Origin of the sequence: Azospirillum argentinense, assembly GCF_000632475.1 — a bacterium.
Lineage (GTDB): Bacteria > Pseudomonadota > Alphaproteobacteria > Azospirillales > Azospirillaceae > Azospirillum > Azospirillum baldaniorum.
In genome coordinates, this window is record NZ_CP007795.1 from 636,077 (window position 1) to 651,839 (window position 15,763).

Annotated in this window: 8 protein-coding genes; 7 read left to right on the top strand and 1 reads right to left on the bottom strand. The window is 69.8% G+C overall.

Annotated elements, in window-relative coordinates; translation table 11 throughout:
- The first annotated feature begins 13 nt into the window (after positions 1-13).
- Positions 14-7,204, top strand: coding sequence for a non-ribosomal peptide synthetase (locus tag ABAZ39_RS25235; protein ID WP_051658519.1), 7,191 nt, complete (start codon positions 14-16; stop codon positions 7,202-7,204).
- A gap of 44 nt (positions 7,205-7,248) precedes the next feature.
- Positions 7,249-8,823, top strand: a complete 1,575-nt coding sequence (locus ABAZ39_RS25240; protein ID WP_247874796.1) for an alpha/beta hydrolase-fold protein — start codon at positions 7,249-7,251, stop codon at positions 8,821-8,823.
- Between the two features lie 188 nt (positions 8,824-9,011).
- Here the strand turns inward: ABAZ39_RS25240 and ABAZ39_RS25245 are convergent, their stop codons facing one another.
- Entirely contained in the window at positions 9,012-9,683 is a 672-nt protein-coding gene (locus ABAZ39_RS25245; RefSeq protein WP_040136731.1) for a GntR family transcriptional regulator, read from the bottom strand.
- Positions 9,684-10,053: 370 nt separating this feature from the next.
- On the opposite strand from ABAZ39_RS25245, the gene ABAZ39_RS25250 reads away from it, so the two are divergent.
- The 5 genes from ABAZ39_RS25250 (at position 10,054) to ABAZ39_RS25270 (ending at position 15,758) form a co-directional block, all read left to right on the top strand.
- Positions 10,054-10,848, top strand: coding sequence for an enoyl-CoA hydratase/isomerase family protein (locus ABAZ39_RS25250; protein WP_040136733.1), 795 nt, complete (start codon positions 10,054-10,056; stop codon positions 10,846-10,848).
- A 93-nt stretch (positions 10,849-10,941) separates the two neighbouring features.
- Positions 10,942-12,441, top strand: coding sequence for an aldehyde dehydrogenase family protein (locus tag ABAZ39_RS25255; protein WP_051658522.1), 1,500 nt, complete (start codon positions 10,942-10,944; stop codon positions 12,439-12,441).
- Positions 12,442-12,474: 33 nt separating this feature from the next.
- Complete coding sequence (locus ABAZ39_RS25260; protein WP_040136735.1) at positions 12,475-13,674, top strand: ABC transporter substrate-binding protein; 1,200 nt, start codon at positions 12,475-12,477, stop codon at positions 13,672-13,674.
- Between the two features lie 30 nt (positions 13,675-13,704).
- Entirely contained in the window at positions 13,705-14,604 is a 900-nt protein-coding gene (mmsB, locus tag ABAZ39_RS25265) for a 3-hydroxyisobutyrate dehydrogenase (RefSeq protein WP_040136737.1), read from the top strand.
- Positions 14,605-14,777: 173 nt separating this feature from the next.
- Positions 14,778-15,758 (top strand): quinone oxidoreductase family protein, encoded by a 981-nt coding sequence (locus ABAZ39_RS25270; RefSeq protein ID WP_040136740.1) that lies wholly within the window; start codon positions 14,778-14,780, stop codon positions 15,756-15,758.
- Positions 15,759-15,763 lie beyond the last annotated feature (5 nt).

A 15,763-nucleotide genomic window follows, 5' to 3' on the forward strand; every position in this document is an offset into this window, starting at 1 on the left:
TGAGGACAGGGCCATGCGCATCATCCCCCTGCTGGGCACGCAACTGGGCATCTGGCTGGCGGATCAGGTCGCGGCCCGGAAGAACGCCTATGTCATCGCCCACGCCATCGAGCTGAACGGCGCCATCGACGCCGTGTGCCTGTCCCAGGCCATCCGCGATGGGCTGGCGGAGGCCGACACGGTGACCGCGCGCTTCGCCGAGCGGGACGGCCGCGTCGTCCAGATTCTGGGCGGCGATGCGGTGGCCGAGCCGGAGCGTCTGGACCTGACCACCGCCGCCGACCCGGAAGCAGCGGCACGCGCCGTCATGGCCGACGATCTGGCCGGCGACCTGCCCGCCGACGGCGAGCGCCTGCTGTGCCGCCAGATCCTGTTCGACGTCACCGTGGCGGATGGGGCGCCGCGCTGGATCTGGTACCAGCGCTATCACCACATCATGCTGGACGGTTACAGCTTCAACGCGCTGACCCGCCGCATCGCGGATTTGTACGGCGCATCCGTGCAAGGGCGGGCGCCGGCCCCCGGCCCCTTCGTCTCCGTCGCCACGGTGGCGGAGGAGGAAGCGGCCTATCTCGCATCTGACGCTCTGCCCCGTGACCGCGCGTACTGGAGCGGGCTGTGCCGGGATTTTCCGGCGCCGCTGACCCTCTCCGTCCAGGGCGCCAAGCCGACCGAGCAGCAGGCGACGTCGGAAGTGGTGGCCCACACTGCCGCCCTCCCCGACTCTCTGGCCCGCGCGCTCGCCGGGCTGGCGGAAAAATGTGGTGTGTCGGTCGCCGATCTGGCGATGGCCGGCATCGCCGTCTATCTGCACCGGCTGTCCGGCGATCCCCGCCCGGTGGTGGGCGTGCCCTTCATGCGGCGCATGGGGTCCGCCGCCGTCCATGCGGTGGCTCCGGTGGTCAACGTGCTGCCGGTGCGCATCGACCTGACCGGGGCCGGCACGCTGGCCGAGGCCGCCGGACGGGTGCGGGCCGCGCTGCGGGAGGCGCGCCGGCACCAGCGCTACGACGCGGAGCGCATCCCCCGCGACCTGGGGCAGGTCGGGTCGGGCAAGGCGCTCTACGGCCCGGTGGTCAATTACCGCCTGTTCGATTACGACCTCGACTTCGCCGGTGTGGAGGCGATCACCCACCATCTGGCGACGGGACCGGTGGACGACTTCGAATTCGGGCTGATGACCCGCGGTGGCGGCATAGCGCTGGAACTGCGCGCCGACCGCACCCGCTACGACGCCGCCGAACTGGCCCGCCACGCCCGGCGCCTGGTCCGGTTGCTCGACGCTGCGGTGACCGGCGCTCCGCTGGACGGCCTGCCGGTGATGGACGCCGACGAGGAAGCGGCCATCGCCGCTTGGTCCAGCGGTCCCGTCTTCGCCGCGCCGGAGCGCCCGGCGACCCTGGTGGAGGTTCTGGACGACCAATCCGCCGAGACGCCGGAGGCCACGGCGCTGGTGTTCGGCGACACCCGCATCACCTTCGCGGAGCTGTCGGGCGCGGTGTCGCGACTGGCCCGGTTGCTGATCGCGCGCGGCGTCGGTCCCGGCGACGTGGTGGCGGTGGCGGTGCCGCGCTCCGCCGACGCGGTGGTCGCCATGCTGGCGGTTCTGGCGAGTGGCGCCACCCACCTGCCATTGGACCTCGACTACCCCACCGAGCGGCTGGCGATGATGTGCGAGGACGCTGGGCCGCGCTGCGCGCTGACTTGGACCGCGGTGGCCGGGCGGCTGCCCGCCGGGCTGGAGGCGCTGTGCCTGGACGACGCCGACCTGCTGGCCGCCTGCGCCGCCCTGCCCGGTGGTCCTGTCGCGACGGCGGAACGCAAGGTGCCCCTGACGCCGGCCCACATCGCCACCATCATCTTCACCTCGGGCTCCACCGGACGCCCGAAGGGGGTGATGAACACCCACGGCGCGCTGCTGAACCTGCTGCTGTCGCACACGGCGACGGTCTACGGCCCGGCGCTGGAGGCCGTCCGGCGCCGCCATGGGTCGCGCGTCCTCAGGGCCGCGCACACCCATTCCTTCGCCTTCGATTCCTCCTGGCTGCAAATCTTCTGGATGCTGCTGGGGCAGGAGCTTCACGTCTTCGACGAGGAGATGCGGCGCGACGCCCACGCGCTGGTGCAGGAGGTGCGGGGTCGGCGCATCGACGCCATGGACCTGCCGCCCTCCTTCTGCGCGCAGATGCTGGCCTGCGGCCTGATGGAGCCGGGCCATCACCACCCGACGCTGATCCTGATCGGCGGCGAGGCGGCCTCCCCCGCCCTGTGGACGGACCTCCGCAGCCATGCCGATCTGATGGCGGTGAACCTCTACGGCCCGACCGAGAACACGGTGGACACGCTGCGCGCGCCCGTCACGGTGGCAGAGCGGCCGGTGGTCGGGCGCCCGGTCGGCAATGTGCAGGTCCTCGTTCTGGACACCCGGCTGCGCCCGGTGCCGGTCGGTGCCGTCGGCGAGCTGTACATCGGCGGCGCCGGTCTGGCCGCGGGCTATGTGGGCCGTCCGGGACTGACCGCCCAGCGCTTCGTCGCCGATCCCTTTGGATCGGGCGGACGGCTTTACCGAACCGGTGATCTGGTGCGCTGGACCGGTGACGGGCAAATCGACTTCATCGGACGCGCCGACCACCAGATCAAGGTCCGCGGCTACCGCATCGAGATCCCGGAGGTGGAGGCCGCCCTGCACCGCCTGCCCGGGGTGTCGGGAGCGCTGGTGGCAGCGGAGGCGGTGAACGGCAGTCACCGGCTGATCGCCTACTGCACCCTGGCCGAAGGGGTGGATCGGACGTCCCGCGACCTGCTGCATGGATTGCGTGAGCGGCTACCCGACTACATGGTGCCCTCGGCGCTGGTGGTGCTGGACGCCTTCCCGCTGACCGTCAACGGAAAGGTGGACCGCGCCCGTCTGCCCGCACCGGCGGCGGAGACCGATGGCGCGGCCCCCGCCACCCCGGTGGAGGCGCTGCTCTGCCGCGCCATGGCGACGGTTCTGCAGTTGCCGTCGGTGGGCGCCGACGCCGATTTCTTCGCACTCGGCGGCGACAGCATCAGCGCCATCGCGCTGGGCAGCGCGCTGCGCGCCCACGGGTTCGAGCTGCGCCCGCGCGACGTCTTCGCCGGGCGCGACCCGCGGCGCATGGCGCTCGCCCTGAAGGCGCTGGTTCCGGAAAGCCGAACCCTCGCGGCGGCGCCGGCCATCGATCCCACGGCGCTGGAGGCCCGTCACGGCCCGGTCGCGGCGGCGGTGCCGTTGCTGCCCTTGCAGAAGGGCATGCTGTTCCAGAGCCAGCTCGGCGGAAAGGCCAGCGCCTACAACGCCTTCACCGCGCTCGACCTCGACGGGCCGCTGGACGCGGAGCGGCTGGAGCGGGCCTTCGACGCGGTGCTGCGCCGTCACCCGCAGCTTGCCGGGCTGTTCGACCATGACGGCAGCGGCGACCCGCTGCTGGTCATCCCCGCACTGCCGGACGGCGGCGCCGGGCTGTGGCCCTTCGAGCGGCACGACCTGTCGGACGAAGCGCCGGAAGCCCGAGCCACAGAGTTGGCCCGCATCGAGGCCGCGGCGGCGGAGCGCGCCAACCCGACCGACCGTTTCCTGGGTCTGGTGAAGGCCATCCTCGTCCGCACCGCGCCCGACCGTCATCGTCTGCTGATCGCCGTGCATCATCTGGTGGTCGACGGCTGGTCCACGCCACTGCTGCTGCGCGACCTGCTGACCGCCTATGGGCAGGGACCCGACGCACTGACGCCTCTGCCCATCGGCTATCCGGCGGTGGTCCACGGCCTGCTGGCCCGTGACTTGTCCGCGAGCCGGGACGCCTGGGGTGCGGCGCTGGCCGGGGCCACCCCGACCGTCCTGTTCGACCCGGCCCGGTCCGGCGGCGACGCGCCGATGGAGGAGGCGGAGCTGGCCCTGCCGGCGGAGCTGACCGACGCCCTCCTCTCCCGGCTGCGGGCGGAAGGGCTGACCCTGAACGCCCTGATGCAGGCGGTGTGGGGACTTGTGCTGAGCAATCTGGCGGGGCGCGACGATGTGCTGTTCGGCACGCCGGTCTCCGGACGCTCCGCCGCCGTTCCGGGCGTCGAGCAGCAGGTGGGGCTGTTCCTGAACACCCTGCCGGTGCGGGTGGCGCTGGACCCGGCGCGGTCGCTGTGGGAGCAGCTTCCGGCCGTCCAAGAGCGCCACATCGCGCTGATGGAGCATGATGGACTGGGCCTGTCGGAGCTTCAGTCGATGGCCGGCGGCGCCGCGCTGTTCGACACGCTGCTGGTCGTGGAGAACTACCCGGACAGCGGATACGAGGCCCTCGACCTTGGCGGCGTCCGCGTCTCCGGCGTCCACAACCGCGGCTACAGCCACTACCCGCTGGCCCTGCTGGTGCTGCCGGGCCGGGAACTGACCCTGCTGGTGGAGAACCGCGGCGCGGTGCCCGACGCGGCGGCGCTGGCGGAGCGGGCCCGCGGCTTGCTGACCACGCTGGTCCGCCATCCCAAGACGCCCGTGGTCGCCCTGCCGACGCTGACGGAGGGGGAGCGGCGGCACCTCGCCGCGGTGAACGCCACCGCGTGGGCGGTGCCCCGGACCACGCTGCGCGACCTCCTCGTCGCGCAGGCGGCGCGCACGCCGGACGCCCTCGCCCTGGTCGACGAGCGGGAAAGCCTGACCTTCCAAGCCGTGCGGCGGCGGGTGACCGCTCTGGCCGGGCGGCTGCGCGCCCTGGGGGTGCGCCCCGGCGACGTGGTGGCGGTGGGCGTGCCGCGCTCCGCGTCCCTCAGCCTGTCGATCCTGGCGGTCATCGAGGCGGGGGCGGCCTATCTGCCGCTCGACCTCGGCTACCCGGCGGAGCGGCTGGCCTTCATGCTGTCCGACGCCCGCCCGCGGGTGCTGATGACCGACGCTGCCTCGCGCCCGCTGTTCGGCGACGCGGTGCCGGTGCTGTTCGTCGATGAGGACACCGTCGTGGTGGCCCGCGTGGTGGATGAAGCGCCTGTCCTTGCGGACGAGCTGACGCCGGAACACCCGGCCTACGTCATCTACACCAGCGGCACCACGGGACGGCCCAAGGGCGTGGCGGTGTCGCACGGCGCCATCGTCAACCGCATCCTGTGGATGCAGAACGAGTATCCCCTGGGGCCGGACGACGCGATCCTGCAAAAGACGCCCTGCGGCTTCGACGTGTCGGTGTGGGAGTTCTTCTGGTCCTTCCTGGTCGGGGCACGGCTGGTCATGGCGCCGCCCGAGGCCCACCGCGACCCAGCGGCGCTGGTCCGGCTGATCGAGGATCACCGCGTCACCACGATCCACTTCGTGCCGTCGATGCTCGCCCTCTTCACCGCCAGCGTGATCGAAAGCCACGGCACCGATGCCACGGCCTGCACCAGCCTGACCCGCGTCTTCTGCAGCGGCGAGGCGCTGGGGCGGAGCCTGTCGCGCGCCTTCGCCGGCCGCTTCGGCGCGGCGCTGCACAACCTCTACGGCCCGACCGAGGCGGCGGTGGACGTCACCTATTGCCCGGCGTCCGGCGGCTGGATCGCGGGGGACGGCGGCGTTCCCATCGGCCGGCCGGTGTGGAACACGCAGCTCCGCATCCTCGACCACGCCCTGCGCCCGGTGCCGCCCGGCGCGGTGGGGGAGCTGCACCTGTGCGGCGACCAGCTCGCCATCGGCTATCTCGGTCGCCCCGGACTGACCGCGTCGCGCTTCGTCGCCGATCCCTTCGACCATGGACGGCGCATGTACCGCACGGGCGACCTCGCCCGCTGGCTGCCGGACGGGGCGGTCGAGTATCTGGGCCGCACCGACCATCAGGTGAAGATCCGCGGCCAGCGCATCGAACTGGGCGAGATCGAAAGCGCGCTGGCCGACCTGCCCGGCGTGGCCCAGGCGGTGGTGTCCGCCGTGGTGCTGGGCGACGGCGGGTCCGAGCCGGGCATGGACCGGCGGCAACTCGTCGCCCATCTCGTCCCGGCGGTGGACCATGCGCTGGACGAGGCCGCCATCCGCGCCGCCCTGCGGGACACGCTGCCCCCGCACATGCTGCCCGCCGCCTATGTGACGCTTGCCGCCCTGCCCCTGTCGCCGAACGGCAAGCTGGACCGCAAGGCGCTGCCCCTGCCCACAATGGGCGCTGAGGCGGCTTCGTCGGGCCGTCCACCGGCGCCGGGGCTGGAAAGCCGTCTGGCCGCCATCTTCGCCGAACTGCTGGAGCTGGAGCGGATCGGCGCGGACGACGATTTCTTCGCCATCGGCGGCCATTCGCTGCTGGCGATGCGGCTGGCGGCGCGCATCCGCCGCGACCTGGGCCAGCCGGTCGCGGTCAGCCAGATCATGGTCGCCCCCACCGTCGCCCGGCTGGCCGCCCTGTTGGCCGAAGCGGGCGGGCGGGACGAGCCGGAGAATCTCGGTTTCGCGCCGGTGATCCGCCTGCGCGACGGCTCGGGGCCGCCTCTGATCTGCCTCTATCCGGGGTCCGGCCTGTCCTGGCAGTACAGCGTCCTGTCGCGTTACGTGAGCGGCGACCGGCCCATCGTCGGGCTGCAATCGCCGCGCCCCAACGGCCCGCTGGCGCTCAGCGCCGACCTCGACGAGCTGTGCGACCGCCAGCTCGCCATCCTGCGCGAGGTGCAGCCGCAGGGCCCCTACCATCTGCTGGGCTATTCGCTGGGCGGCACGGTCGCCTACGGCTTGGCGGTGCGGCTGCGGCGGATGGGGGAGCGGGTGGATTTCCTCGGCCTGCTCGACACCTATCCGGCGGAGGCGCACGACTGGAGCGGACTCGGCCGCACCGACGCCGACCAGGCGGCGGAACGGGAGCAGGAACAGTTCCTGGGCGACGCCCTGGCCGACGTGATGGACGAGGATCTGCGGCGGGAGAAGGTGGAGATGTTCGGCCACATCTTCGGCAACTACAAGGACGCCGTCCGGGTTCTCTCGAAGGCCCGCACCCCCGCTTACGACGGCGAACTGACGCTGTTCGTGGCGGAGAAGTCCATCCCACCGGACATTGATCCCGAAGGAAGCTGGACGGGCCGCGTGGGGCGCCTGTCCGTCCACCGCCTGTCCCATTGCTCGCACGAGGACATCATCGCCCCGGCGTCCCTGCGGATCGTCGGCCCTCTGCTCGACCGGGTGATCTCGGCGGTGGGAGTGGGATCGGCGACGGCCGACGCGGAGCCGGTCCGGGCCGCGGCCGGCGGATGAGAAAGGAAGGGCGATTGAAGCGTTTGACACGCGTGGGAATGGTGATGATGGTTCTGAACGCCTGCGCGGGGGTGCCGGACGGCTCCCCGTTGATTCTCGACGTTCCCGTGTCCGGCACGGAGCGCAGCGCCGTCCATCCCTTGGACCTCGACGACGGCGATTATGTGGAAGGCGTGCTCGATTCGGGAACCGACGCGGCGGAGCTGCGGCTGATCGACCGGGAAGGACGCCCTGTCCGGCTGCTGTTGAACGGCACGGCGGGCCGGGAGGTCTTCCGTTTCGTCGCCGAACCCGGCATGGCGGCGCTGCGGGTCACGCTGCGCGGGGTTGGCGGCTATCGACTGGCGCTGACCCGGCGCATCGCCGTGGCCGACCAGCGTCCCGTCCTTCAGGGGCACCTGAGCCCGACCATCGCCGCCTTGGCCGAAACGGTGAAGCGCGGCGGCGGGACCGAGGACTTCTGGCAGGACATCGCCCGGCGCGGCACGCCTTTGGTGGAGCCATTGAAGGACGCGCTGAAGGACGCGCCCGGATCGGACCGCGTCGCAATGACCTTCCTGGCGCGGGGCGCCCGCCACAACGTGCGCCTGCTCGGGGGACCGACCTCCAACCATGAAAATCTCGAACGGCTGGGCCGGAGCGACGTCTGGTTCAAGAGCTTCATCGTCCCCGCCTCCACCCGCGTGTCCTACCAGATCGCGCCCGACGTGCCAGATTTTCCCGGTACCTGCCGCGAATGCCGGATGGCGATCCTGGCGCAGCTTCAGGCCGATCCGCTGAATCACCGTCCCTGGCCGCCCGACGCCCCCGATCGCTACAATCAGGTTTCCCTGGTGGAGCTGTCTGGCGCCCCGCTCCAGCCCGGCCTGGAAGGCGGCTGGGCCGAACCGGCGGGACGGCTCATCGCGGAACGCTTCACCAGCCGCATCCTGGGCAACACGCGCGACGTCACGGTCTACGCACCGCCCGGCGTCGATCCGGCGGGCAAGGACACCGTGCTCCTGCTGCTGTTCGACGGGCCGGACTATCTCGACCGGCACGCGCCGGTTCCGACCATGCTTGACCGGCTGACCGGCAATGGCCGCCTGCCGCCGACCGTCGCCGTCTTCATCGCCAACCCCGGCACCGAGGCGCGGGAGCGCGAATTGCCGGCCAATCCCGCTTTCGCCGCGATGCTCGCCGACGAGCTTCTTCCCTGGTTGAGCGAGCGGATGGGCATCCGGCCCCGGCCCGACCGCACCGTGCTGGCCGGGTCCAGCTACGGCGGGCTGGCGGCGGTGTCCGCGGCGCTCGCGCACCCGGACCGGTTCGGGAACGCGCTTTCCATGTCCGGCTCCTTCTGGTGGCATCCGGCCGATGCGCCGCCGGACCGTCCGGAGCATATGGCTGGCCTGGTGGCGTCTCGTGATCGCCGTCCGGTGCGTTTTTTCCTCAGCGCCGGCCTGTTCGAGAGCGGAAGCGACGGTGAGATCGGCATCCTTGAAAGCTCCCGCCACCTGCGGGACGTCTTGGAGGCCAAGGGCTACGAGGTCACCTACCGCGATTATGCCGCCGGGCACGACCGGTTCGCTTGGCGTGGCGCGCTGGGCGACGGGCTGCTGGCGCTGTTCGGACGCTGACTGCACGAAACGAACCGCGGACGCGCTCCCTCACCCCCATTGGATGGCGGCGTCGGGATCGCCCAGCGCCAGCCCACGGGAACAGGCCCGCCCGTCCGGCATCCAGGCTCGCCGGATCATCGCTGCTCCGCAGCGGATTCCGCCGTCTCGCCAATGCGCGCAGAAAATATGTTCAGAAAACAGCGCCGCTACTCATGGTCACCGGCTGGCGGCATGGAGACCACCATATCGACCCAAATGCTTCCGCCCGTGGTCATGTGGTCGTGCATGTGCCGGCGTGCGGCCTCGCCATCCCCTTCCAGGATCGCTTTCACGAAACGGTCGTGCTCCGTGTAGGACTTCAAAGGGCGCGCGGTGTGCTGGAACGGATACTGGCGGTAGATGCGCAAGCGGCTGCGAATGAGTTTCGCCTGATGCTCCAGATGCTCGTTCCGGCTTCCGGCGTAGATCAACTCATGCAGTTCGCGATTGAGATTGTCGTAAGCCTCGATGTCGCTGGCCTCGGCGGCGGCGCGGCTCGCCTCGTGCACTTCCAGAAGACGCTTGCGCCCGGCGATTCCCATGCGGCGGGCGGCAAGGCTGGCGGCCAGGGATTCCAGTTCGACCAGAACCTCCATCATGCCGACGAGCTGCTTGGCGGACATCCGCAATACGGAGGCGCCGGCTCCCGGCTTTATCGTGACCAGTCCGCTCGAGCCAAGCTGGGACAGCACCTCGCGCACCGGCGTCCGTGACACACCGAACCGTTCGGCCAAAGCTCGTTCGTCCAGGCGCTCGCCGGGCGTGAGGACGCCGCCCAGTATTTCCTGTTCGAGCACCTGCCGCATTTCCATTACGCGGCTTGGCTTTTCCGCCTGCATGGCATGATCCGTTGGCAAATCGGGATTGGTCGACCGTATCGCGTCCGCTGGGCGACGTCAATGTCATGGTATGCCAAAACTCGGTTTTGGTCGACCGAACAACCGCAGCCGGCGGAGAAATCAGGCTGTGGCGGAGCATAGCGCACCCTCATCCAGCGGAGGGTTTTGGCTCTTCCCACGGCGTAAAGGCTTCTAAGGAAAATACCGCCACTCATTGCGCGCCCCGTCAACCATAGGCGTGCCAAACTTTCCATGTTGCATTCCATTATCACTCTCTGGTATGCATGAACTCACTCATGGTTCTTTAGAAAAACAAAGGCGGTATCCATAGGGCCGCGCCGTCGCCAATGACGGCACCTGGGAGGAAACGATGAACGGGACGCCACGGGGTCAATCGGACAGGCCGGCGACAGCCCCCCAACTGACCGTGAACGACGCGGTGGGCACCATCCGGCTCAACCGCCCGCTCCAGCACAATCGGATCGACGTGGCGGACATCGCCATTCTGGAGGACAAAATCGCGGCGGCCGAAGCGAACCCGTCCGTTCGCGTGCTGGTGCTGACCGCGACGGGGCCGAGCTTCTCGTCCGGCTACGACCTGACCGCGGCCCAGTCGTCCCGGCGCGGCGTGTCGGACGGCCAGGACGGGGAGAACGCCTTTGCACGGTTGTGCGATCGCGTCGAAGCGGTCCGTGTCCCGACGATCTGCGCCCTCAACGGCAGCGTCTATGGCGGCTCCACCGATCTGGCGCTCGCCTGCGACTTCCGCATCGGCGTGACTGGAATGCGGATGCGCATGCCGGCCGGGCAGCTTGGCATACACTTCTACCCCGGCGGCCTTCGCCGCTATGTGTCGCGGCTTGGCCTCAACGCGGCCAAGCGCCTGTTCCTCACGGCGGAAACGATCGCCGGCGACGACCTGCTGAGCATCGGCTTCCTGGACCGGATCGTCGCTCCCGACGACCTCCCGGCCGCCGTGGACGAACTGGCCGGACGCATCACCGCCTGCGCGCCGCAGGCCATCGCCGGCATGAAACGCGCGCTCAACGAGATCGCCCGCGGCGAACTGGACGATCGGGCGGCGGAAGCGGCCTTCGCCGCGAGCCTGCGGTCGGACGAGTTCGCCAACGCCCTGAAGGTCTGGTCGCAGCGCCGGGCGTCCTGACCGCCTCCGTTCCCCGGCACGCGCGGGATCGGCACACCAGCCGCATTCGGCCAGTCCTATTCAAAACCGGCCCTATTCAAAAAGAGACCGTCCATGACCAACCAGAACCTGGTTCTGAACACGACCCCCCATGCCCTCGCGCGCGAGTTGTCGGGTTTGCTGCTGATCGGCGGCGAACTCCGGCCGGCGGCCACGGGGAGGACCTTCGATGTCGTGAACCCCGCGACGGGTGACGTGATCGCCACGGCGGCGGACGGCGGCGAGCGGGACGTCGATGCCGCCGTCCGCGCGGCGGTCGCGGCGCAAGGCGCCTGGGCTCGCCTCTCGGCGCGCGAGCGGGGCCGGCTGCTGGTCGAATGCGGGCGCCGTCTGGTCGGCCATGCCGAGGAGATCGGGCGCCTGCTCGCCCTGGAGACGGGCAAGGCCATTCGCACCGAAAGCCGGGTCGAGGCGTCGCTGGTGGCGGACACCCTAACCTTCTATGGCGGGCTCGCGTCCGAGCTGAAGGGCGAAACCGTTCCCTTCCACCCGAAGATGCTGACCTTCACCCAGCGCGAGCCGATCGGCGTCGTCGGCGCCATCATTCCGTGGAACGTGCCGCTGTACCTGATGGCGCTCAAGATCGCGCCGGCGCTGGTCGCCGGAAACGCGGTCATCGTCAAATCCGCCGAGGAGGCGCCGCTGGCGGCCCTGCGCGTCATCCAGGTCATGAACCAGGTTCTGCCCGCGGGTGTCCTCAACATCCTGTCGGGTGACGGCCCCGGATGCGGGGCGCCCCTGGTCACCCATCCAGGAGTCGGCAAGGTCACCTTCACCGGCTCGGTGGAGACGGGGAAGATCATTTCGCATCTGGCGGCCGACAAGCTGATCCCCGTCACCCTCGAACTGGGCGGCAAAAGCCCGATGATCGTAATGGGCGACGCCGATCTCGACAAGGCCATCGACGGCGCCGTGGCGGGCATGCGCTTCACGCGGCAAGGCCAGAGCTGCACCGCCTCATCGCGCATCTTCGTCCACGAGAGCCTGCACGACGCCTTCGTCGACAAGCTGAAGGCGAAGGTCGACGCCATGACCATGGGCGACCCGCTGGACGAGGCGACGGACATCGGCACCATCATCTCGCCGCAGCAATTCGAGCGGGTGCAGTCCTACATCGCGCTCGGCGAGGCGACGGCGGGCGCGGTGGCGCACCGGTGCTCGGCCCTGCCGACGGACGAGCGGTTGGCGCGCGGCCTGTTCGTGCAGCCCGTCCTCTTCACCGGCCTTGCCAACGATCACCGGCTGGCCCGCGAGGAAATCTTCGGACCGGTCACCTGCGTGATCGCCTTCCGCGACTACGAGGACGCGTTGGCCATGGCCAACGACAGCGATTTCGGCCTCGCCGCGACCATCTGGACGCGCGACCTCCGCACCGCCCTCGACGCGACCCGGCGGCTCCAGGCCGGCTTCGTGCAGGTCAACCAGAACCTCGTGGTGCAGCCGGGCCTGTCCTACGGCGGCTTCAAGCAGTCCGGCCTTGGAAAGGAAGCATCCCTCGAAGCGATGCTCGATCACTTCACGCACAAGAAGACGGTCATCATCAACATGGACTGATCAAGAGTTCACCAAAAAAGGGAGGAAACAAGAATGCGTACGTCCTTCATCGCCGCGCTTTTGGCCACGACGACCTTGGCGGCCGGAGCAGCCCAGGCCGCCGACGTCATCCGGATCGGCGTTCTGAACGACCAGTCGGGCCTGTACAGCGAATTCGGCGGCGCCGGTTCGGTCGAGGCGGCGAAACTGGCCGTCGAGGATTTCGGCGGCCAGATCCTGGGCAAGAAGATCGAGGTCCTGTCGGCGGACCACCAGAACAAGCCCGACATCGGGCTGGCGAAGGCCCGCGAATGGTTCGACACCCAGGGCGTCCATGCCATCGCCGACCTGACCAATTCGGCCATCGCCATCGGGGTCCAGAACCTCGCCCGCGAACGCGGGAAGATCACTCTGGCCACCGGTCCGGGGACGACGCGCCTCACCAACGAAGACTGCTCGCCCAACGGCTTCCACTGGATGTGGGACACCTATTCCCAGGCGGTCGGAACCGCCCGTGCCGTGGTCCAGGACGGCGGCAAGGACTGGTTCATGCTGACCGCCGACTATGCCTTCGGTCATCAGATGGCCGCCGACATCGACAAGACGGTCAAGGAGAACGGCGGCAAGGTGCTGGGGCAGGTCAGGCACCCGCTCGGCAACGCCGATTTCTCATCCTTCCTTCTCCAGGCGCAGGCGTCCAAGGCCGCGATCATCGGGCTCGCCAACGGCGGGACGGACACCACCAACGCGGTCAAGCAGGCGGCGGAGTTCGGCATCACCAGCAGCGGCCAGAAGCTGGTCGGGTTGGCCGTCCTGATCAGCGACGTGCACGCGCTCGGCCTGGAAAACGCCAAGGGCCTCATCGCGACCACGGCCTACTACTGGGATCGCGACGAGGGCAGCCGCAAGCTGGGCGAGCGCTTCGAGGCGCGCATGAAGCGCAAACCCAACATGGTCCAGGCCGGCGTGTACTCGGCGGTGACGCATTACCTGAAGGCGATGCAGGCGGCCGGCACCGACGACGGCACCGTGGTCGCCGCCAAGATGCGGGAACTTCCCGTCGACGATCTCATCACCAAGGGCGGCAAGGTCCGCGAGGACGGCCGGGTCATTCGTGACATGTACCTGATCGAGGTCAAGACACCGGCCGAGTCCAAGGGCCCCTGGGATTACTACAAGGTTCAGCGCACCATCCCCGGAGATCAGGCGGCAATCCCCTTGAGCGAAAGCAAGTGCTCCCTGGTCAAGAAGTGACCCACTGAGAGACCCTTCCGGAGGAAAATCATGGCGCGGATTGCTTTCATCGGACTCGGCAACATGGGCCGTCCCATGTGCGACAACCTCACCAGGGCCGGGCACGACGTCATTGGGTACGACGTGGTGGCCGCGGCGCGCGACGCCTACGCCGCCGCCGGTGGCCGCGTGGCGGCCACGTTGGCCGAGGCGCTGGCCGATGCCGACACCGTCATCAGCATGATCCCGACAGGAAAGCATGTGCGGGCCGCCTACGAGGATGAGGGGGGCGTGCTGACGCACGCCCGTCCGGGCACGATGCTGATCGACTGCTCCACCATCGACGTGGAGAGCGCGCGGGCGGTCAGCAAAGCGGCGGCCGATGCCGGCTTCGTCATGGTGGACGCCCCGGTTTCCGGCGCGGTCCCGGCGGCGCAGGCCGGGACCCTGACCTTCATGGTCGGCGGCACCGCCGAGGGCTTCGAGCGCGCCCGCCCGGTGCTGGCCGCCATGGGTCCCAAAATCTTCCATGTCGGGGCATCCGGGAACGGCGTGGCCCTGAAGATCTGCAACAACATGATGGCGGGCATGAGCATGGTCGCCATCAGCGAGGTGTTCGCCCTGGCCGAGAAGCTCGGGCTCGACCACCAGACGGTCTACGACGTCATGACCGTGTCCTCGGGCAATTGCTGGGCCTTGCAGAGCTATTGCCCAGTTCCGGGGCCGGTGCCGGCATCGCCGGCCAACCGCGACTACCAGCCGGGCTTCGCGGCGGCGATGATGCTGAAGGACATGCGCCTGTCCCAGAACGCGGCCGCGACCAGCGGGGCCGCCACGCCGCTCGCCGGCAGCGCCGCCGCGCTCTACCAGATGCTTGTGGAGCACGGTCACGGAAACAAGGATTTCAGCGCCGTCTTCGCCCTGATCACCGGACGGCTGACATCGGCGTGATGCCGTCGAGCGTAAGTCCTGACTTACCCTCGACGGTAAGGGCCGCGACGGCGGCCCCGCAGGCTCATGCCTGCGAAGGCAAGCGGCCGGACGGCCGCGCCCGCCGTCTGAGGGCAAGCGCAAAGCCTGACGTGTCAGGCTTTGCGCTTGATTGAATGAAAGGGAAACCGATCATGGGTCATGCGATCCGCGTCCACCAGCCCGGTGGTCCCGAAGCCCTGGTCTGGGAGGAGGTGGCCGTGCCGCCGCCCGGCCCGGGGGAGGCCTTGGTCCGCCACACGGCGATCGGCGTCAACCTCATCGACACCTATCACCGCTCGGCCCTCTCCGGGCAGTACGCGATCCCGCGGCCGGCCGTGCTGGGCGTGGAGGGCGCCGGCGTCGTCGAGGCGGTCGGCCCCGGCGTCACCGATGTGGCGCCCGGCGACCGCGTCGCCTATTGGATGCTGCTCGGCGCCTACGCCGAGCGGCGCATCGTTCCCACGCACCGCCTGGTGAAACTGCCGGACACGGTGTCGGACGAGGTGGCCGCCGCCGCGATGGTCAAGGGGACGACGGCGCAGTATCTGCTGCATCGCGTTCACCCGGTCAAGGCGGGGGAAACCCTTCTCGTGCACGCCGCGGCGGGCGGCGTCGGCCAGATGCTGTGCCAGTGGGCGCACGCTTTGGGAGCGACGGTGATCGGCACGGTCGGCTCGCCGGAAAAGGCGGCCGTCGCCCGGGGCGCCGGCTGCGATCACGTCATCCTCTACCGCGAGGAGGATTTCGCCGCGCGCGTCCGCGACATCACCGACGGTCGCGGTGTCGACGTGGTCTATGATTCCGTCGGGCAGGACACCTTCATGGCGTCGCTGGACTGTCTGAAGCCCTTCGGCCTGATGGTCAGCTTCGGGCAGGCGAGCGGCCCGGTGCCGCCCTTGGATATCAGCGTGCTGGCGCAAAAGGGCTCGATCTTCCTCGCCAAGCCGACGCTGGCCACGGTCACCCGCAGCCGCGACGACATCGAGACCCTGGCCGGCGGGCTGTTCGAGGCCCTGGCCTCGGGCCGGGTCCAGGTCGGCATTGCCCACCGGGCGCCGCTCACCGAGGCCGCATCGGTGCACCGCGACCTGGAAGCCCGCCGCACGACGGGATCGATCGTGCTCATTCCCTGAAGCGA